At 51.8% G+C, this 20858-nt stretch carries 19 protein-coding genes; 7 read left to right on the top strand and 12 right to left on the bottom strand.

Going from position 1 to position 20858, the window contains the following annotated elements; all coding sequences use genetic code 11:
- Positions 1 to 48: 48 nt before the first annotated feature.
- Positions 49 to 1176 carry a glycosyltransferase family protein gene (locus tag EDM55_RS15010; protein ID WP_092268729.1) on the top strand — a complete coding sequence of 376 codons (1128 nt, stop codon included), beginning with the start codon at positions 49 to 51 and terminating at the stop codon, positions 1174 to 1176.
- 53 nt (positions 1177 to 1229) lie between these two features.
- Here the strand turns inward: EDM55_RS15010 and EDM55_RS15005 are convergent, their stop codons facing one another.
- Complete coding sequence (locus tag EDM55_RS15005; RefSeq protein WP_092268727.1) at positions 1230 to 1973, bottom strand: IclR family transcriptional regulator; 744 nt, start codon at positions 1971 to 1973, stop codon at positions 1230 to 1232.
- Between the two features lie 234 nt (positions 1974 to 2207).
- On the opposite strand from EDM55_RS15005, the gene EDM55_RS15000 reads away from it, so the two are divergent.
- On the top strand, positions 2208 to 2933 hold the full coding sequence (locus EDM55_RS15000) for a YheC/YheD family protein (protein WP_122960648.1): 726 nt from the start codon (positions 2208 to 2210) through the stop codon (positions 2931 to 2933).
- Positions 2934 to 2991: 58 nt separating this feature from the next.
- Here the strand turns inward: EDM55_RS15000 and EDM55_RS14995 are convergent, their stop codons facing one another.
- Positions 2992 to 3819, bottom strand: coding sequence for an aldo/keto reductase (locus tag EDM55_RS14995; RefSeq protein ID WP_092268723.1), 828 nt, complete (start codon positions 3817 to 3819; stop codon positions 2992 to 2994).
- Between the two features lie 172 nt (positions 3820 to 3991).
- On the opposite strand from EDM55_RS14995, the gene EDM55_RS14990 reads away from it, so the two are divergent.
- Positions 3992 to 4825, top strand: a complete 834-nt coding sequence (locus EDM55_RS14990) for a hypothetical protein (RefSeq protein ID WP_092268721.1) — start codon at positions 3992 to 3994, stop codon at positions 4823 to 4825.
- A gap of 24 nt (positions 4826 to 4849) precedes the next feature.
- On the top strand, positions 4850 to 5362 hold the full coding sequence (locus EDM55_RS14985) for a CBO0543 family protein (protein ID WP_092268718.1): 513 nt from the start codon (positions 4850 to 4852) through the stop codon (positions 5360 to 5362).
- Between the two features lie 56 nt (positions 5363 to 5418).
- Here the strand turns inward: EDM55_RS14985 and EDM55_RS14980 are convergent, their stop codons facing one another.
- The 10 genes from EDM55_RS14980 to dpaL form a co-directional block, all read right to left on the bottom strand.
- A complete protein-coding gene (locus tag EDM55_RS14980) occupies positions 5419 to 6057 on the bottom strand; it encodes a pyridoxamine 5'-phosphate oxidase family protein (RefSeq protein WP_092268716.1) in 639 nt (212 codons plus the stop codon).
- Positions 6058 to 6138: 81 nt separating this feature from the next.
- Entirely contained in the window at positions 6139 to 7068 is a 930-nt protein-coding gene (locus EDM55_RS14975) for a GntR family transcriptional regulator (protein WP_122960709.1), read from the bottom strand.
- Positions 7069 to 7497: 429 nt separating this feature from the next.
- The gene (locus EDM55_RS14970) at positions 7498 to 8493 is read right to left on the bottom strand and encodes an agmatinase family protein (protein ID WP_122960647.1); all 996 of its coding nucleotides are present in this window, start codon (positions 8491 to 8493) and stop codon (positions 7498 to 7500) included.
- Positions 8493 to 9767, bottom strand: a complete 1275-nt coding sequence (gene hutI, locus EDM55_RS14965) for an imidazolonepropionase (protein WP_122960646.1) — start codon at positions 9765 to 9767, stop codon at positions 8493 to 8495. Before hutI ends, EDM55_RS14970 begins: the two co-directional genes overlap by 1 nt.
- 6 nt (positions 9768 to 9773) lie before the next feature.
- The gene (gene hutU / locus EDM55_RS14960) at positions 9774 to 11444 is read right to left on the bottom strand and encodes a urocanate hydratase (RefSeq protein ID WP_122960708.1); all 1671 of its coding nucleotides are present in this window, start codon (positions 11442 to 11444) and stop codon (positions 9774 to 9776) included.
- A 171-nt stretch (positions 11445 to 11615) separates the two neighbouring features.
- Positions 11616 to 13109 (bottom strand): helix-turn-helix domain-containing protein, encoded by a 1494-nt coding sequence (locus tag EDM55_RS14955; RefSeq protein WP_122960645.1) that lies wholly within the window; start codon positions 13107 to 13109, stop codon positions 11616 to 11618.
- Between the two features lie 107 nt (positions 13110 to 13216).
- Entirely contained in the window at positions 13217 to 13777 is a 561-nt protein-coding gene (gene lepB / locus EDM55_RS14950) for a signal peptidase I (protein WP_122960707.1), read from the bottom strand.
- 119 nt (positions 13778 to 13896) lie between these two features.
- A complete protein-coding gene (locus tag EDM55_RS14945; RefSeq protein ID WP_246070988.1) occupies positions 13897 to 15711 on the bottom strand; it encodes a sigma-54-dependent Fis family transcriptional regulator in 1815 nt (604 codons plus the stop codon).
- A 45-nt stretch (positions 15712 to 15756) separates the two neighbouring features.
- On the bottom strand, positions 15757 to 16914 hold the full coding sequence (locus EDM55_RS14940) for an ArgE/DapE family deacylase (protein ID WP_122960644.1): 1158 nt from the start codon (positions 16912 to 16914) through the stop codon (positions 15757 to 15759).
- Between the two features lie 30 nt (positions 16915 to 16944).
- A complete protein-coding gene (gene dpaL, locus EDM55_RS14935; RefSeq protein WP_122960643.1) occupies positions 16945 to 18171 on the bottom strand; it encodes a diaminopropionate ammonia-lyase in 1227 nt (408 codons plus the stop codon).
- A 264-nt stretch (positions 18172 to 18435) separates the two neighbouring features.
- Here dpaL and EDM55_RS14930 point away from each other — a divergent pair, with 264 nt between their 5' ends.
- From EDM55_RS14930 to EDM55_RS14920, 3 genes are all read left to right on the top strand, one after another.
- Positions 18436 to 19098: a CPBP family intramembrane glutamic endopeptidase gene (locus tag EDM55_RS14930; protein ID WP_122960642.1), complete on the top strand. Its 663-nt coding sequence runs from the start codon at positions 18436 to 18438 to the stop codon at positions 19096 to 19098.
- A gap of 86 nt (positions 19099 to 19184) precedes the next feature.
- The gene (locus EDM55_RS14925; protein WP_170184409.1) at positions 19185 to 19964 is read left to right on the top strand and encodes a glycoside hydrolase family 16 protein; all 780 of its coding nucleotides are present in this window, start codon (positions 19185 to 19187) and stop codon (positions 19962 to 19964) included.
- A 74-nt stretch (positions 19965 to 20038) separates the two neighbouring features.
- Positions 20039 to 20824 (top strand): carbohydrate deacetylase, encoded by a 786-nt coding sequence (locus EDM55_RS14920; RefSeq protein ID WP_092268700.1) that lies wholly within the window; start codon positions 20039 to 20041, stop codon positions 20822 to 20824.
- Positions 20825 to 20858 lie beyond the last annotated feature (34 nt).

Below are 20858 nucleotides of genomic sequence, written 5' to 3'. Positions count from 1 at the left end.
CTCTAATCCCAATACCATAGTGAAGAGCCCTGTGAAGGAGAGAATCACGTGAGAATTTGTTTTTATTGCAATCTCATCGAATTCAAGCCAAAGGGAAATGTTCTGCAGTTCTTCATCCTACTGCGCGCGCTCGATCGCAAGCTGTCCCAGCTGTCCGAGTCCGAGCGACAGCTCTATACGTTCGAGTGTGTCCTTCCCTTTCGCTTTCGAGTTGGGATGGGTGGCTTTACCTTTCAGCATATCCGCTTTTTCCAAGCCAATGATCCTCATGAGGAAATCATTGCCCGCGACCGGAAAAAGCCCTATGATTTCATTTTCATCCGCGGCCGCAATGAAGCAGTGAAGCTGCTAAGAATGAAAAGGTCGCTCGGCTCCAAGCTTTTGTTTTTGGCCATCCAGTACAATCTCAACGACCCGTATATCATGCGCAGACTCGATTACGTCTTTCGCCATTCCCGCGTCGTCTTTTTTCAAACCGAGCCAAATGCCGAGCGCTACCGTCTCTATCAATTGCAGAAAGGCTCCTATTCCCACGAGGAGCTTCTCCGCAAAATCCAGGTACTTCCCCAGTTTGTCGAGCCCATGCCCGATCTCAATCTCCGTCGCTCCCCTTCCGATCCACTCGATCTGATCCAAGCTGGCGTGATTCGTCCGCGCTATGGCTTGCCTGTAGCGACCAAAGCCATCAGGCTCATACGCAAAGACTTTCCCGACGCCAAGCTGCGGGTACTCTACCCCTCTATCGTCGGAAAATACCGCAAGCAGGCTGAAAAATTGCTGCGCAGACCCGGTGTCGCGGATCACGGACAAAAATCGATGTGGAAAACGAAAGAGATGATCGTCAAGAGTGGGATCGGAGTTGCCCTCCTCTATGACAAAACCGAAGACCGCAACCCCTCACACTCTTACTTATCCCGCATTCTGGAGTATATGGGGCTCGGTGTTCCTGTATTGACCACACGGACAGTCGGCAACCTGGCCTTGCTCGGTAGCGAATACCCTCTGTTTGTCGAGGACGCCTACGACATCGCGTTCCATTACGAACGGCTGACCAATCCCTCCTATTACGAAGCCATGAGCCAGTACGTCAAAGAACGGGGCAGCCGTTTTCTTGCTGATGAAGGCGTCAAATCCTTTTGGACTGTCTTGCAAAACGAGCACAGACGAGGAATGTAGCTGTAGAAAAAAAGCCAACACGTCCCACCGATCGGGCTGTGTTGGCTTTGGAGCTATTTCATCATTTTTCCCATACGATAGGCCGCTTCCTTGATGAATGGAGCATATTGACTCATCTTCTCCTGCGTCAGACGGTTTGACGGTCCTGAAGCGGCAATCGATGCCACCAGTTGTCCATTTCGATTAAAGATCGGGGCTGCAACAGCTGCCGTCCCCAACTCCCTTTCTTCCACACTTGTCGCAAAGCCTTGCTGCCGGATCTGCTCGAGCTGCTCCACATACGATTCCCTGCTAACAAAGTCCGGCCAATCAGGATCCTCTAAAAGCTCTCTGGCAACAGCCGCATCTGCATAGGCTACGAGCACTTTGCTGGAGGCTCCTACCGTCAGCGGCATTCGAGCCCCGATCGGAGCCACCCTGCGGATCGGCTGCTTGCTCTGCACAGCTTGAATGCGGATCCGTTCCATACCATCCCGTACATACAAGCTGATTGTTTCCTCTACCAAATCGCGCAGCCGCTCCATCTCCGGCAGAAGCATCGTAGCAGGATCGTCATTATGGGTAAGATTTGCAGACAACTCCCAAATTCGAAAGCCGAGCCGATATTTTTCCGTCTCGACGTCACGGATCAGAAACCCTTTGTTTTCCAAAGTTGCTAGCAAACGATGCACCGTGCTTTTATGCAACGAGAGCCGACTAGAGATCTCGCTCAAGCCTAGGTCGGTAGCATCTGTGAAGCATAGCAAAATATCCAGAGCCCGCTCAACCGCCCGCACGTTTGCTTTTTGTTCTTCCATCTTTCATTACACCTGCTTCCTTCTTGGTTCCGTACGTTTCATCTGATGAAACTAATATGCTACTTTTCAGTATACGAAAAAAATGTGTATAGTAAAGAGCGAAAATGACGAGTTTTTGTCATCCCTTCCCATTTTTCTACCAGTAGGACACTCCCACAAGCGATGAAACAAAAGGGACATACATTAGTATGGTACACCGCTTGTTTCAATTCAGGATTGGGGGAATGACCTCACATGGGCGTAAGTGAATCAAAGCTAACCAAGTACTACGTCCTGCGCGCCAGCTCTGCTCTTGCAGGGAATCTGCCGCGCACGAAGCCTTTTTCCAAAAGGTCTCTGTATGCGTTTCTTGATCGGTATCGAAAAGTGATCGCCAAACCCGCCTCTGGCAGCGGCGGTGCAGGCGTCATGATGATATCCAGCAAAAGCAGCAGCACCTATCGCGTACAGCGGGGCGCAATAAAGCGAACCATTCGCGGTAAAAAGGACACCTATCATTACTTACGCAAGAAAATGGGCGCTCGTTACCTCGTTCAGCGTGGAATCTCACTAGCCAGGATCAACGGCCGCCCCTTTGATGTGCGTGTCATGGTACAGCGGCGTCCCGGCTCCCAATGGGTCGTCACCGGTATGCTCGCCAAGGTTGCCGGCAGAGGCTATATCATCACCAATATCAAACGCAGCGGTGGACGTGTCCTTCCCTTGCGTACAGCGATTCGCTCTTCCAATATTCGCGGCGCTTCCTCCGATGCTGTAATGGCACGCTTGCGCCGGATCGCTCTGCTCGCTGCAAGCAGACTCTTCACCTATTATACCTCGCAAAACGTATTCGGCTTTGACATGGGGATCGATTCGAACGGCAAGGTATGGATTATCGAAGCCAATCTGCGCCCAGACATCACGTTGTTTCTCAAACTGTCGGATAAAGGGATGTACCGGACAATTGTCAGCTATCGCTGAAGCTGTTCTGTACGAAAAAAGGGTAGCCGCGCAACAAAACGGCTTCCCTTTTTCTTTATTAAAAGTTAAAGTTGTCCGGGTCTGCCCCGAATCGCTTGTTTGCATTGAGGGCGTTGATCTTCTCTACGTCCTCTGCGCTGAGGGAGAAATCAAAAACATCTGCATTTTGCGCGATTCGTGCTGGTGTGATCGATTTCGGAATCGTCACAACCTTTTTCTCAAGATCCCATCGAATGATAATCTGCGCTGGTGATTTGCCGTATTTTTGCCCGAGCTCGACAAGCAGCGGATGATCCAGATTCCCCTGCATCAAAGGACTCCACGCTTCCATTTGGATACCGTTTTCTTGGCAGTAGGCGAGCAGCTCTTTTTGTGTGAGCAGCGGATGAAACTCGACTTGGTTGACTGCTGGGATGATCTCGCTGTTTTGGCGCAGATCTTCCAGGTGGTGTGTATGGAAGTTGCTGACGCCAATTGCACGTACATAGCCGTCACGGTACAATTTCTCCAGCGCTCTCCACGTCTCCACATACTTGCCTTTTACTGGCCAGTGAATCAGATACAGATCCAGCGTCTCGATTCCCAGTCGCTTTACACTTTCATCAAATGCTTTCAGTGTGGAATCATAGCCTTGATCTGCATTCCATACTTTCGTGGTGATGAAAAGCTGATCGCGATCGATCCCCGCTTGACGGATTCCTTCGCCGACACCAACCTCGTTGCCATAGACAGCTGCAGTGTCAATGCTGCGGTAGCCAGATTCGATGGCAGAGCGGACAGCACCTGTCACTTCTTCCCCATCTTTTGCCTTCCAGACGCCAAGTCCCAGCCAGGGCATTTTCACCCCGTTGTTCAGTACAGAATGATCCGAGATATTTGTTGCCATCCGATCTCCTCCCGTCACCCTTTAATTATGTACGTACAATAAGTAAGTGTATCACAAGTAGACTACCAAAAAAAGGGTGGAGGCATATGTAAAATTTTTACATTTCCTGTTATTTCCTTGTATCAGAGGAAATACTGTAATATGGAAGTATTTACACAGCGGGTGAAATCTTATGCCGAAATTTTTCTGGTATGGCTCCTTGGTAGTCGCTGCTCTGCTGATTCTAGGATATACGCTCTGGAAAACAAGAGATTTGCGCTTACTCGTCCTCCATTTTTGCTTGGCCGGTTTGATCGATCCACTCGAATACGTCATCCTGATCCTTCTGCCATCCTATCAATACTATTCGGGTGTGATGGGCAATCCCTGGATCGACAACATGCTCGGCTCCTTTGCCTCAAATGATTTTATCGTTCCTTCCGTAGCAGTAGCTGCTGCTGCCTTCAAGCTTCGTTTTATTTGGCTTCTTTGTCTATCCATTTTGTTCATGGGAATTGAATGGTTGTTTTTGTCTTTGCAAGCATATATGCATTATTGGTGGACAACCATTTACACGGGAATCGGCATCCTCCTTTTTTTCTGGATCGCCCAATGGCTCTGGTGGAGCGTCCGCGACGGCAAAGTGACCAAGCCGCTCTTGTTTGTGTACACGTTTTTTGCCTACCTCTTCCTCTACGGATCTTCTCATTTCATTCAAGGTCATTTTATGGATGTCCACGAGCTGCAGGTAGGCTGGTTTTCAGATCCGACCCGAGATCATATCGCGGTAGGCGAACTGCTTGAAGCCTCTACTGCGCTGATTGCTGCTTTTTCATTTTTCCTGAAAGTACCTGGGAAAGTCGGTTTCATGGCCATCCTTCTTTCCTTCGACTTTCTCCTGCTAGCTTCATCCACCATACAAATAGACGATGCGTGGGAATTCATTTTCTATGTGCTCCTGCAGCTGGTATGGATCCTTGTAGTACACGCAATCGTTCGGTATGGCACACGTAGCAAAGCTTGCTAAACCTGCTTGTGGGAGCTGAAACGCATGCATGTAGTCCTCATTCTCTGGTCTGTGTTTGCCGCATGGCGCTGGGGTGACTGGAAGCATTGGCAAAAATATCACACCACCATGCTTTTTATCGCCCTCTCCAGCGCCATGTACGACGTGCTCGTAAATGACGGCGCGTATTATTTATGGAGATATACCGGGAATTCGTATGTAAGTGAAGAAATCGCCAGCCTTCTTTATACGGTAATCGCCTTTCCAGCTACCGCTTTGCTTTTTTTATCCAACTATCCTGAAGAAGCAGGGAAACGAGTATGGCACATCGTCAAGTATGTTGCCATTTACGTGTTTCTGGAAATCATCGGTCTTTATCTAGGCACGATTTCGCACGCCCACTCCTGGAACATGTGGTGGTCTACTGCTTTTAACTTGACCATGTTCTCCGTTTTGCGGCTTCATTATCAGAAGCCACTAGCAGCTTACCTGCTCTCGTTTGTCATTGCTTCTTACCTGATGTTTCACTTCCACGTCTCGCTTTGGGACTCCGAGTAAGAAATAAAGCCGCCGGAAGCGGTTTGCTTCCTGACGGCTGCGAGTCTCCTCCTCGCTCAATACAAACGGTTGGTGTAGCTGTCCTGCAAGCCCGTAGACACATCTTTGACGGTTACATCGGGAAGATTTACATGAGCTGCCAGTACCTTCGCCATATTCGGGACTGTCTCTTTTTCCGGCCACTTTTCAGGCTGCCACAGACCGGAGCGCATGAAGGCCTTCGCACAGTGTACATAGCACTCCTCGACTTGTACACCGATCCCTACGGTTGGCACTTTCCCGTTGACTTCCATTTTTTCCAAAATCTCTTGGTCGCTAATAATGCAAGCCTGTCCGTTTATGCGCAGCGTTTCTTGCAGCGTCGGAATGATAAAGATCAGACCGACATGCGGATTCGCCAGTATGTTGCGTAGCGAGTCCATCCGCTTGTTTCCCGGTCGCTCTGGAATCACCAGATGGCGATCGTCCAAGACGTGGACGAAGCCAGGAGCATCTCCGCGTGGCGAAGCATCGCAATTTCCTTCTGCATTCGCCGTAGATAGAACGAGAAACGGCGCTTTTGCAATGTAATCGCGGCAGTGCTCGTCGATATGATGAATGGTTTTGTTTTGTACCAAGCGGCTTGGTTCTCCAAAGAGCTCATTGAGCTGGGTTTCGTCTTGAATCACTTCCCGAAATTTTCCGAATCCTTTCAAGCAGAACACCTCTTTCATCAAATAGGTTTTGCCTATCCTCATCTTAGCACGGCGTTTCAATCTAGCAACCGAGCACTTGTTCTACATGTTGGATGCAGGATCTGTAGTAGCACGCTTCCGCTTCCCTTCCACGTATTGCTGGATGTACTGTACAGACTGGGCACTCAGGCAGCGGTCTTCAATCAACAGCTGCGTAAAACGCGAATGCCTCTGCAAATAAGGACTTACCAGGCTAGTGCTGACAATGAGGTCAGGTTTGGCAGCGATGACGGCGTCCAAGGAAGCCGGATACTCGAGCGAGCCTACGATCAACTCCACATGCGACAATTCGGCGTTGACGATCGATTGACGGAAATTTTCCGCGCCTTGCCAAGTCGTTCCTGCAATCCCTACCTTGCTCCCGGCAGGCAACTCCTGAAGCTTCCTGATGCTTTGCAGATTCGACTCGATGAGGCACGCGATCACCTTTGGTTGGTAGGCACCGCCTAGTCGTTCAATGATAGGCTGCACTTCTTCAATGTGGAGAAACGTCGTTACGATGAGATCGTAATAGCCGCTCTGGATGCTTCCTCCGAGTATCTCCAAATCCTGCACGAGGCAAGGCTTGACGACATAGCCAGTCGCTTTCTCCAATTCCACAGCATACTCCTGGGCCTGGGGAACATTGCATTCCACAAACAGGAGCACCGGCTTGGACGGGACAGAAAGCTCCTTTGCCATGCTAGTATCCCCGAACGGCTCCGACACTGCCTCGACGACCGCAGCAAGGGGAGGCTGCGCGTGCACAAAGACTCCCTTGCCGGCCTGGATATGGACATAACCATCCTGCTCCAGCTCTGCATAGGCTTTTTGCACCGTACTCTGGTTTATTCGCAAAAATCCTGCCAGTTCACTCACACTGGGCAGCTGCTCATGTGGCTGATAGAGTCCGTTATCGATCAACTTTTTGAACTGTTCTTTCAATTGAACATATATAGGAACGGAAAGGAATTCATTAATCGTAAACTTCACGTGGTTCACCTCTGTCCGAAAGGGATTTGCCGGGATACTGCCATCGTACAATGCGATAATCTATCTAGCAAGAAGCGAACTTCTCCTTCCACAGCCATTGCGGGAGGATGTGAAGAAAATGTGTACAAAAAAGAATGAATGGGTTCTTGATTACTCTCGCGGCTGGAATTTGGGGCTGCAGCGATCGAAGAGCTGTGCAGGCATCTGAAAGAAAACCAGCCGCCTTGCCAGCGCATACGCTTGACTGTACACCCCGCAAATGAAGCAGGTGTATAGTTTTACACGACTCTCGGATTTACAGATGATCATGTTCTCACATATGGCGAACCTACCTTTTCCCTCTTCCTCCGTGGCGGCAACCAACAACAAGGCTACCGGTCTTAGCCGGTAGCCTTGTCTTCTTGCAGCTGATTGAACCTGCTTTCTCGTCTATTGCTCCCGCTGCTTGTAGCCCGTCAAAAAAGACAGCATGACATGCACAGCTGTTTTGACGGTAGCTTCTCCCCGATCTTTAAATGGATCGAGGCAAACGAGATCCATCGCTTTCACTTTCTTGCACAAGCCTGCGGCATGGACCGCTTCAAAAAGCTCATCGCTTCTCATCCCGCCAGGAGTCGAAGCAGGAACACCTGGGCCATAGCTGATATCGAGCACATCCATATCTACGGTGAGATAGATCGTGTCGACCCTCTCACCGAGCTTGGCGAGTGCATCGCGTACCGTCTCAGCAACTCCTTTGGCCCGCGCCTGACGCAGAGTCGTATAGTGCACGCCTACTTCATCCGCATATGCTTTCAGCGAACGGGCGTTGAAAAATCCGTGCAGGCCGATATTGTGCACATCCTCCCCCGCCACGGTCCCACTTTCGATGAGGTTGCGAATGGGCGTACCGTTGGATGGACCATTATCCGCCAAGTCGCGCAGGTCAAAATGAGTGTCCAGCTGCAAGATGCCGACACGCTCTTTCGGGTGCGCGTCTTTGTAGCCTTTGATCAGCATGGCCGTTATCGAGTGATCACCGCCCATCATCATCGAAAGTACGTGCGGATGATGAGTGCGCATCGCTTTCATCGCTTCCCGAATGTGGCTGTGACATTTGGCAATATCCGTCACGTGCTGGCGTACATCTCCTACATCCACTACATGAAGCTCGCTCAGATCTACCTCATGATCCAGATTGTAGGTCGTGAAATACTTCCACGCTCTCCGCATGGCATCTGGATTTTCGCTGGCAGCTGATGCCGAGATGGACGAGCGTGACAGCGGCACACCCAAAAGAGCCACATCGACGTTCGACCAGTCAAACTCCCCTGCTCGCGCTGCATCCAGCGTTTGAATCCACTCATGTACTTTTGACTCAGCCGGGGCAGCACTTCTGTCCCACGCAAAGCTGGGCGGCTTTAAGAGCGGGTACGGATAGCTCATCACACCAAAGCCCCTTCCACCACGACCACAGCTCCCTTTTTGATCACGGTATGCACATGGTTCACGCCATACCGGTATTGCAGCGTCATGAAGTCAGGTACATCAAAGATCGTGATGTCCGCAAGCTTGCCTGCCTCGATGCTTCCAATCTCGTGGGCACGTTTGATAGCGTGGGCCGCATTGATCGTCGCGGCTGTCAGCACCTCTGCAGGTGTCATCCCCATCTTGAGGCAGCCCAGATTCATGATAAGCGGCATGGAGACGGTAGGCGACGAGCCCGGGTTGCAATCCGTTGAAATCGCGACCGCTACTCCCGCATCGATCATTTTGCGGCCATTCGCTGACTCCGCCATCAGGAAAAAGGCTGTCCCTGGCAATAGCACCGCGATGACGCCCGCTTCCGCCATTCGCTCGATGCCCGTGTCGGATGCACGCAGCAAGTGATCCGCTGACACCGCCCCAATCTCAGCCGCCAGTTCTGCTCCTTCATAAGGCTCGATCTCATCGGCATGGATCTTCGGCAAAAGCCCATGCTCTACCCCAGCCTCCAGGATTCGGCGCGACTGCTCGGGGGTGAAGACCCCTCGCTCGCAAAAGACATCGTTAAACACCGCGAGCTTTCGGCGTGCAACCTCTGGGATCATCTCTTGGATAACCACATCGACAAATGCATCTGGGTTATCCCGATATTTCTTTGGAACAGCGTGTGCTCCCATAAAAGTGCTGACCAGATCAACGGGATGTTCTTCGTCCAGCTGCTTGGCGACTTCCAGCTGCTTGATTTCATCCTCGAGTGTCAAGCCATATCCGCTCTTCGCTTCCACTGTCGTTACACCGTGCAGTAGGAACAGATCCAGCCGCTTTTTGCTCTCCAGATACAGCTGTTCATGGGAGGCTTTTTGTGTTGCAGCCGTTGTCGCGTGGATGCCTCCACCGTTGTTCATGATCTCCATGTAGGTAGCGCCGTTCAGCCGCATGTTGAATTCGTTTTCGCGTGTTCCCGCATGCACCAGATGCGTGTGCGGATCGATCAGACCGGGCGTGACAAGCCGCCCAGTGGCATCGATGATATCCGCTTCCTCCGAACGCGTGCGGTAGATCTCTTCCAGCTCTGCGTCCGTACCCACATTTGCGATTCTGCCGTTTTCCAGCCATACGCTGCCGTCCTCGATGATGGCAAGCTCATTCATCCCCTCTCCAACTACAGGAGAGGAAGAGCCGCCAGCCAGCGTAACAAGCTGACTGGCATGGCGAATCCATACAGGTCTATACATCGATTATCACTCCCCCAGCATCGGGATGTGGATACCTTTTTCTTTTGCCGTCTGGATCGCCAAATCGTAGCCTGCATCCACGTGACGGACGACCCCCATCCCTGGATCTGTCGTCAATACCCGCTCCAAACGCTTCGCAGCTTCCGGTGTCCCGTCTGCCACGATTACCATGCCCGCATGCAAGGAATAGCCCATACCTACCCCGCCGCCGTGATGGACGGATACCCAGCTCGCACCGCCTACTGCATTGATCATGGCGTTCAAGATCGGCCAGTCTGCCACCGCATCGCTGCCGTCCTTCATCGCTTCGGTTTCCCGATTGGGCGAAGCAACCGACCCCGAATCCAGATGGTCACGCCCGATGACGATCGGTGCGCTCAGCTCGCCACGCGCCACCATGTCATTGATGATCTGTCCGAAACGCGCACGCTCTCCATAACCCAGCCAGCAAATACGCGAAGGCAGCCCTTGGAATTGGATGCGCTCCTGTGCCATGCGAATCCAGTTGCACAGATGCGTGTTATAAGAAAATTCGCGGAGAATGACTTCATCAGTTTTGTAAATATCTTCTGGGTCACCCGACAGCGCCACCCAACGGAAAGGACCCTTTCCTTCGCAAAATTGCGGGCGAATGTACGCAGGCACAAAGCCTGGAAAACGGAACGCTTCTTCTACTCCTTCGTTTTTGGCGACCTGGCGGATGTTGTTGCCGTAATCAAACGTGACCGCTCCTTTTTCCTGCATGACAAGCATGGCACGAACATGCTCGGCGATGCTCGCTTTTGCACGCGCTTCGTACGCCTTGGCATCGCTGGTTCGAAGCTCTGCCGCTTCCTCAAGGCTCATGCCGGTCGGAATATAGCCATTCAAAGGATCGTGGGAGGAAGTCTGATCCGTCAGAACATCCGGGATAAAATCACGCGCCAGCATAGCATTCAGCACATCCGGAGCATTGCCTAACAGACCGATGGAGATGCCTTTCTTCTCCTGTTTGGCTTGCAGTGCCAGGCGAATCGCTTCCTCCAGGCTCTCCGTCGATACATCGAGGTATTTGGTGTCCAGACGGCGCTGAATCCGTGTCGGGTCGATTTCAATATTGATGCTCACACCGCCATTCAAGGATACAGCGAGTGGCTGCGCGCCTCCCATACCTCCCAAGCCTGCCGTGACGGTAATGGTCCCTGCCAGTGTTCCCTCAAAGTGCTGACGAGCCAGCTCGGCAAACGTCTCATACGTGCCCTGCACGATGCCTTGGCTGCCGATGTAAATCCAGCTTCCTGCCGTCATTTGGCCGTACATCATCAGACCTTTTTTGTCGAGCTCATGGAAATGATCCCAGTTGGCCCAAGCAGGTACGAGGTTGGAGTTTGCCAGCAAGACACGCGGCGCGTCTGCATGCGACTTGAACACCGCAACCGGTTTTCCCGATTGGATCAACAGCGTCTCGTCACCCTCCAGTTTTTCCAATGTTTTGACAATTGCGTTGAAGCAATCCCAGTTACGCGCAGCTTTCCCAATGCCACCGTACACGACCAGATCCTCTGTCCGCTCGGCTACGTCCGGATTCAGGTTGTTCAAAAGCATGCGCAGAGCTGCTTCCTGTATCCATCCCTTTGTATGAAGCTTGGTACCGGAATAGTCTTGGATCAGTTGCTGAATCGTTTGGGTCTGTGTCATTGTCATCTCGTCCACCTGCTTTTCTCCAGATTCATTGCTTACCCTCAGTATAAAAAAGGAAATAAGCACAAAAAAGGCACCTGCCTTTCGAATTGGTGCCAGTTTTATCGATGGAAAAGGATCTATCGGGGTCACATCACCCCAAAAAACTTTCTTTTCTTTCGATTCCTATCATTTTTTTTGATTTCGCAACAAACGAGGGGTTGTCCCCGTTTTTTCCTTAAAAATTTTGCTGAAGTAATTCGCGTTGACAAATCCCGTTCGCATGGCAATTTCTTGTACAGACAAGGAGGTTTCGAGCAAAAGGCGCTGCGCTTCCTTCATTCGCAGGTTGTTCAGCAGCTGGCGAAAGGAGACCCCGTGCTTCTGGCTGAGCAGCGTGCTGAAATAGGCTGGGCTTCGATCCACATGGCGGGCCACATCCTCCAGACGCAGGGTCGGATCCGTGTAACGCCCCTCGATATAGCGGATGGCAAGCTCGATCAAATCCGCTCGCGATTCCTCCTTTTGCGTAAACACGGAATCAATCAACGAGTAGATGAACAGCAAAAGCTCCTGTACGATCCGATACAGAATCGGCGCGTACAAAATCGTCTCAAAGACACGGTGATACGCTTCCTCCACATTCCCGTGATCGAGGCCATTCGCCTTCATATAACGCCTTACCTGCGCGAGAATGCTGGTCAAACGGATGCGCAGAAGGCCAGGCTCGGGATAAGGCTCATCCTTGTAAAAAAAATGGCGGTACATCCATTGCTTCAGCTTTTCTTTGTCGCCATCCTGCAGCATTTCGATCCATGCCCTCTGTTCAGCCGGTGTCAGGAAAGGATCGATCATCGTCCAGCTGATGCGGTTGCGCACGACCGACACTTGGCGATACCCTCTGAAAAAACGGATGTGCAGCGCCTGGCTCGCCTCCAGATAGGTTTCGTTGACGAGCTGCTCCTGATCATCCGATTGGTAGAGCACGACCGACAGCGAATCATCGAAAGAAGCTTCCCAATCGCGTAGCAATCTTTTCCCTACCTGCTCCAGCTGCGATAAGGCGTCGCCGTCCTCCCAGGAAAAGATCCCTGCGATCGCATCATTTAACGGGAGTAAAATCGGCTGCTCACGAAACGGATACGTGGACAAAAAGCGCAAAAGCTCCGGATGCCGCTGAGGATTCTCCAGCTGTGCCAGCATGAGCGGATAGGACTTGCCTGGTTTCTTCAGCGGTAAGAACAAATCCCGATATGACACCTCCGCAAGTCTGCCCCCCTCTACGCCCCGCACGGGTAACGAAGACTGACTTTCCTTCTTTTCCATACAAAAGCGGGTGAGGACACGTCTGATCTTTTCCGGGGTCTGCGGTTTGAGCCACAGGTCCCGCGCGTTCAGCTCGATTCCTTGCATCGCCCGCTCGAAGGTCGCTTCTGCCGTCATGACGAGGACAAGTGGTCGATACTGGTCAACCAAAAGCTTGAGTGCCTCCCACTGTCCCCTTTCCATCATGTCCAATTCCAGGCAAAGCACGTCTGGTGTATGAGATTCGAGGCATTGAATCACTTCTGCCATCGTAGCTGCCGTGTAGACATGGTCATACGGAATCGCGCAGCTCGTGATGAGCCAGCCGATTCCGATCCGTTCGTTGGCATCGCGGTCAGCTATCAAAATGCTCGGCATGAAGTCCCCTCCTTTTCATTCACGGAAGATTTCGACGAAAAGAGCGATTCTTGGCTGTAGGAGAAAAGGTTGTCCGCAGCGGGACAACCTTCCTTACCTTACGTCTTTTATTGGTCAGCGAACGGATTTTCAATCATCGTCCCCATGACATGGTCAACTGGAATGAATCCAATCTCCCGTGAGTCCGTGCTATGGTTGCGGTTGTCACCCATCACGAAGATGTGATTGGCTGGCACCGTTACTTTACCGTCGGCAGCATAGTCCATCGTTTCTTTGATATAGGGCTCGTCCAAAGGCGTACCATTGCGATAGACCTTGTTATCCTTAAACTCCAATACATCCCCTGGTTTGCCAATCACGCGCTTGACGTACATCGAGTGATCATCTCCCGTACCTAACAGCAAGCCTACCAATGGATGCCCGGTCACATCATCTTTCCAGGAACGGCTTCTATCTACACGGCTATCAATCACAACAATATCGCCGTAGTTGGGCAAATAGTTAAACGTATGGGCAAGTTTACTCACATATATACGCTGTTGGTCTTGCAAGGTCGGATCCATGGAATGACCGTCTACTTTATACGGCTGAAACACAAAGATTCCGAGGACCAAAGCAAAGACGACAGCAAAGCCAATGGAACGAATCCATCCTACGATCTCTCTTATTTTCATGTGTCTATCCTCCCTCCAGTATGAAAAATCGTTGCTTAAGACATGATACCACAAAATGATCGCCAGTCCAAAAAGGCTGGCTTTCGCGCAGCCAACCTCGTCTCGTTATGCTATTATTTTCCACTTAAATGATGCTCTTTGATTTTCCGAAAAAGCGTCGCTCGGCTGATCCCTAACAGCTGCGCAGCGGCGTCTTTGCCCTGATTGGCTTTGGAGGCGGCCTGCAAGGCTTGGGAGATCGCGATCTTCTCCCTTTTCTTCAGATTGAGCGAATCCAGCGGCGCCTCTTCCTCCACTTTCTCCCGCCACTCGCTCTCCCTTTTGGCTGGCAGCAGGATGCGCTCCGGTTGTATCCACGTGCAGTTTTCCATATTGACGGCGTACTCGACTACATTGGCCAGCTCACGCACATTGCCAGGCCAGTCATGATGAAACAGCAAAGCTTGGGCCTCTTGGCTAAAACCAGAGAGCTCTTTGCCCAGCCTTGCCCCATAGGTTCGCAAAAAACCGTTCGCCAGCGTCAAAATATCCTCCCGGCGTTCTCGCAGCGAAGGAAGGTGGATCGGGATCACACGCAATCGATAGTACAAATCCGTCCGAAAATCTCCCGTAGCGACCATCTGTTCCAAGTCGTGGTGGGTCGCGGCGATGATTCTCACATCGACATCGATCGGCTGGCCCGCCCCACCTACCCGGACAATTTGCTTTTCCTGCAGGACGCGAAGCAGCTTGACCTGCAAATAAACAGGCATGTCCCCGATTTCGTCCAGAAACAGCGTGCCTTTGTCAGCGATCTCAAACAAACCGCGCTTTCCACCTTTTCGCGCTCCTGTAAACGCACCATCCTCATAGCCAAACAGCTCGCTCTCCAGGAGCTGCTCGGGTATGGCCGCACAGTTGATGGAGACGAACGGACGAGTGCTGCGTTTTCCCGCTTGATGAATCGCCTTGGCGAACAGCTCTTTTCCCGTCCCGCTCTCTCCCTGGAGCAAAACCGTCGAATCGCCCGTTGCTACACGCATCGCTACTTCTTTTGCCTGCGTCATTAATGGGCTTGTCCCAACAATGCCACGGAAGGCTTTTTCCTGGCTTAAGCCCTCAATTTGTCTGGCAATGGCTACTACTTCTTCTACATCATCAAGGATGATCACCCATTCTCGTGTCGTTCCTGCAAGCTGTATCGGCTTGATGGAAAACAGAAACGCCTTATCGGCTCCGCCAACTTGCAGGACAACCTTCTGGGGCGTTTTCCCTGACTCCGAAGCCTCCCGAATGGCCGCAATCCATCGCTCTTCCTGCTCGAGATTTCTCATCGCAGGCGGCAAGGCAGGGTCTGGCATTTCCAGAAATTGACGCGCTCGCTGATTCATCTCGACGATGCGATTGGCCTGATCCACGGTCAGCATCGCCTTGTCCAGGTCATCCATGACCACTCGCAGCTTTTCCAGCATCAGCTGCTGCTCCACGTACATCAGATGCTCCTTGAGCTTGGTGGCAATCAGCTCTGCCATCTTTTGCAAAAAGCGCAGAATGGAGTCGACATCGGCAAACAGACGCGCTCGCTGATCCTCATCAAATGCGAGCAGCCCGATCACACCGACATGCTTGCCTTCGAGCGTAATCGGACAACAGATTTCACCGGTCTCTACACAATTGCCGTAATGGGCGCACGGACGACATTTTTCATCTGCCCCCGGATTCATAATAATGACAGGCTGTCCATCGAACAGGGATGACCGATACACATGATCCTCTCCTGCCATCGTGTGCAGGATTCCAGCTTCCGTACGTCCCGTTCCCGCAATCCGCAGCAAGCGGTGATCTGCTATCTCCACTTCCACCCGCAATACCGAAGCTACCGCCAAAGCGATCTGCTGCACACTTTCCTGGATTTCATGCAAGGGCATCCGGATTCCCCTCTCCCTCATGCTTCTTCCTCCATTATATCGAGATCGCCGGGGGAACCCAGTGTTTTAACGGCAAAATTCACAAATCGTTTCGGCCAAAATAGCTGCCATGTCTACGAGGCTTTCCGTCTCTACGTATTCGATCGCTCCGTGCAGACCTGCCCCGGTCGGACCGAACAATACGGTAGGAATGCCTGCCTCCTGTATCAGTGCTGCATCGGTCCAGCCAGAAAAGCCGGATATCCGCGGAACGCGTCCCAGACGGTTGCGGCACGCGACTTCCAGTGTAAGAAAGATCGGCTCTTCGATAGATACCTCATACGGATCACGCCAGAAAAACAGCTCCGCACTCGCCCGAAAGCTCTCGTCTTCGTCATGCAGCTTCTGCAAAATGGCAGCAACCTCTTTTTCCACGTCCTGCTTGGATTCACCCGGGATCGTCCGGCGTTCCCAATCCAGGCGGCAATAGTCCGGATAGGTAGACAATTCCGTCCCCCCGTTGATGAGCGAAGCATGCACGGATGGAGAGCCTAGAATCGGATGGTGTTTATTCATCAGCTGCTTCGAGAGCTTATCGATTTCCTGCAGGACTCTCCCGGCGTGCACGATCGCGTCTACTCCTTCTTTCGGACGGCTGCCGTGCGCGGATTTCCCTCGAACCTCACAGCTGATCCAGGCGAACCCTTTATGTACGACACCAATATCCAGATCCGATGGCTCACATACGATGGCGGCGTCTGCGCGGTACTCTTTGACCAGCTCTTCTGTGCCGATGCTCTTGTATTCCTCATCGGCCACAAACGTGAGGATGACATCGCCGGCCAATCGCACACCTGCTTTTTGGATCGCCTCGACTGCAGCGATCATCGCACCCAGGCTCCCCTTCATATCTTGGCTGCCACGACCGAAAATTTTCCCATCCTCATGTACGGGCTCAAAGGGAGGAATATCCATTCGTTTCGCACTCACCGTATCCATATGACCATTTAGCAGAAGGGACTTGCCCCCGCCGGTTCCGCGCAGCATCCCAATCACATTGCAGGCTGTTTCGTTAATAGGAACCAGTCTGACCTCCAGCCCCATCTCCACCAGCTTCGCCTGCAAATAGGCTGCCATCTCCCGTTCTCCCGGCCCATCCGCATCCAAGTATGGATTGACGGAATCTATCCGAATGAGATCCTGTACCAATGCAATTAACTCATCTCGCTCAATGTGCAGCTTCATCTTTTTCTCCTCCCCTATATGTAACGGATGCTAAACACTTGGCCAAGCCCCTTCCCAGACGATACGCCGATACTGCTCCTGATCGGTGTCTCCCTCCGTGCTAAAGCAGAGAATGACGGAATCCTCGTTGATCCCAAGCTGTTTTTGCAGCCATCTCCCTTCTTCCTTTTGCATGATCGTCGAGAGTAGTCCGACCCCAACAGCTCCACTTTCGCCACTCACGATCTTTGGATCTGAGCCGGCAGGAGCCGCCAGCATGCGCATTCCCGTAGCTGCTACGTGATCGGGACAGCTCACGAAGGCATCCGCGTAATCACGCAGGATTTCCCACGCCAGCGGATTGGGCTCTCCGCATGCTAGACCCGCCATGATCGTCTGCAAGTCACCCGTAGCTGCCTGTGCCTCCCGCTCTCCGCTTTTGGCTGACAGGTACATACAGTTGGCGTTGTGCGGTTCCACGATGATCGTGACGGGATATTCAGGTGCCAGCTGATCAGCCAAATACCCCAAAACCGCTGCCGCCATCGAACCTACTCCTGCCTGCAAAAACACATGCGTTGGTCTTTTCCCAGGCAGTGAATCTGAAAGCTGCCGAATCGCTTCCGCGGCCATCGTCGTATAGCCTTGCATGATCCGGGACGGGATCGTCGTATACCCATCCCATGCCGTATCCTGAATGACTTGCCAGCCTCTTTCCCGTGCCACCTTTTCCGAAAGCCGAACCGCTTCGTCATAGTTCCCGTTGATGACATGGGCATCCGCCCCCGTTTCTCGAATGGCTGCGACCCGCTGTGGTGAGGAGCCCTTTGGCAAATAGACCACAGCTTGCTGACCTAGCTGTGCAGCAGCCCACGCAACTGCCCGACCGTGATTGCCGTCTGTCGCGGTCACGAACGTCACGGCCCCGATCTGGCGTCTCACTTCCTCGGAGCGCAGCATGTCAAAGTCCACTTCCTCCATGGACCGCCCCAGCCTCTCGCATAAATAGCTGCCCATCGCATACGCAGCCCCGAGCACTTTAAAGGCATTCAGACCGAAGCGATAGGACTCGTCTTTCACCAGCAAGTGCCCGACGCCGAGCTCACGTGCCAGCGTCGGCAGACTGACCAAAGGTGTCTCCTGATACTGGGCAAACGATTGATGAAACGCGTGTGCACGCTGGCAAGCAGCCGACGAGAGGAAGGTAGGCAGACTTTTTGTGCTTCCTGCCGCCTGCCTTCCTGGAACTACAGCGAGAATGGAACGTTCCTTTTGCATGGGATGAATCTCCTCCTCGTAATTGCTGATTCATTCTTTTGTAGCAAGGATCATGCCATAACCTGCCTCGCGAGGAAAGCAGCTGTCGCGCACCTTTTCATCTCAATTCGAGACTATCTTCGTCTCAAAATGATACACACATCTCACTTTGAGACGAAGGTGATTCGAGGTACCTAGCGAATTTGGTACTATTCCTGTTTGTTCGTACCATATACCATCCTTTTAGGTGTCTAACACCTAGTACATGACATGGTGGGATTTTCTATGAAGCTCTTGTTCTTGTTGTTCGGACCGACATGCATGCTGTTTCTCGGATTGCAAATCGGCAGCAGTGTCCCTCTCGCTTTTCTTCTCTTTTACGGGTGGCTGGCTTTCATTCCGTTGTATCATTTGTTCCTGCGCCGGGAAGAGAAGCTGCAGGAATCTTTGCAGCAGCTTGGCTTTGCTTTCAACCGAAAGAACGTCGTCGTCGGGACGGCTACAGGTATTCTTTCTTTCCTTCTGATCCTCTTGAGCGGCTACGTCTTTTCATCCACTTTGTTCGACCCAACCGCTCTCGCTTCCTTGCTTACCAGATGGCAGTTCACTGGCGATCTCACGGGCTGGCTCATCGCCATTCTGATCTTGATCAACCCTATTCTGGAGGAAGTATACTGGCGAGGCTATTTGCTGCATAAGCTGTCGAGTGGCAGGAAGACCAGCTGCGCTATCTTTTGGACTTCCCTTTTTTACAGCCTGTATCATCTGCTATCCGTCATTCCTCTGTTCAGCGCGCCATACAACGTCATGATGATCATCCCCGTTTTCGCCGCCGGACTCATTTGGGGGTATTTACGGACCAGACAAGGCTCCCTTATTGGCTCGATCATCAGTCATATGCTCGCAGATACGGGGATTATGACTGTCTACCTCTTGTTTTTATCGTAAGAATGTGCAAATCTCCTTTTAAAACAGGGTGATTGTTCGTTATAATGAATAATAGAAAGAATCACTTCTATCCAAGGGGGTCATCCATGTTTGCTCGGCAACGGCTTGTCCTGTGGTTTCTGTTTATTTGCTTGCTCGCGCTCCTGTACGAAATTGTGAAAGAACGGCTGAATCACTATGAAAGCCAATGGGTACTAGCTTGGAGCGACGAGTTCGATGGAACGACAGTCGACCACTCCAAATGGAATGTTCTCGACACAGCTGCTCCCCGCAACAACGAGCTTGAATACTACACCCCGGAAGCCGTGTCGGTAAAAGATGGATATCTGCGCATTCGCACAGATAAACGGAGCTATAAAGGGATGGATTATACGTCCGGTGCGCTTCAAACAAGATTCAAGTACGATTTTCTGTATGGAAAAGTAGAGATCCATGCACGTTTGCCGAAAGGGCAAGGAATCTGGCCCGCGCACTGGATGCCCCCCAGCGACCACGCCTCCCCCTATGAGATCGACATCATGGAAATGCTCGGACACGAGCCGAACAAAATCTATTTGACCCATCACTGGCTGGGCTGGATTCCCCAGCAGTACACAGGTACATACGTAGGTCCGGATTACTCGAAGGCTTTTCATACCTTTACCGTCGAGTGGGAGCCTGGGAAAATTACTTGGTACATCGATGGGGTCGAACGCTTCTCCTCTACCTCACACGTACAAGAAACCCCAGCCTATTTATATGTGAATACAGCCGTAGGAGGCAACTGGCCCGGATCACCCGATGAAACGACTGTCTTTCCTCAATTCCATGACATTGATTATGTGCGCGTCTATCAAAAGCAAAAAGTTGACTGGAAGTTCTGGTAGTCCTATAATAGCCTTAAAATGTTCTTTATATAGAACAACAAGAATATCTTCTTCTATTAGGAGCTGTTGACTGAATGAAGATCATCATAAATGCGGATGATTTCGGCATGTCCTCTACAACGGACGATGCAATCCTCCAGACTTTTTCAATCGGTGCACTGACTTCTACTACCATCGTCGCAAACGGCTCCACTTTTGAAGCGGCCTGCCAGCGTGCACACGAGGAACGGCTGCAGAATCAAGTGGGGCTGCATATCAATTTGAATGACGGGCTGCCTTTGACCGATGCAATCCGCAAAAGCCCGCGTTTTTGCGATGAACACGGCTTTTTCAGACCGCGAACGCACTCCCTCCCTCGCCTGTTTCTTCCTTTGTCCGCAGATGATAAAAAAGCGCTCGCCACCGAGATTCGCGCACAAATTCACCGCTGTCGTCAACATGGCTTGCCACTTTCACACGCCGACTCCCACAACCACGTCCACACAGAAATCATCGTTGGCACTTTGATCATGGATGTCCTCAAAGAAGAAAGCATTCCCTTCCTGCGCTTGACTCGCAATATTGGTTCGGATATGTCTACTGCCAAGAAAGTATACAAGTACCTGTACAACAGCCTCCTCTCCTCAAAGGGTCTGCGTGGAGTCAACTATTTTGGAGAATTCGAGGATATGATTGCGATCTACCGCAACGGTGGACCCAAGCTGGGTTCAGTTGAAATCATGTGCCACCCGATCGATACAAAAAACGGCCAAATCAACGATCTATGTGGCGCCTCGATCACCCAGCAGTTTCAGGAGCTCGCCGCATTGATCCCTGAAATGGAACTGACAACCTACGGCCAAACGAAGCTAGCCGGTTAGCCGAGAACGAGAAAGAAGGGGCGAGATCCTAGTG

This window comes from Brevibacillus centrosporus (genome assembly GCF_003710815.1).
GTDB classification, from domain to species: Bacteria; Bacillota; Bacilli; order Brevibacillales; family Brevibacillaceae; genus Brevibacillus; species Brevibacillus centrosporus.
The sequence above is the reverse complement of the archived record's forward strand: the minus strand, read 5'-3'. Positions and strand labels throughout refer to the sequence as shown.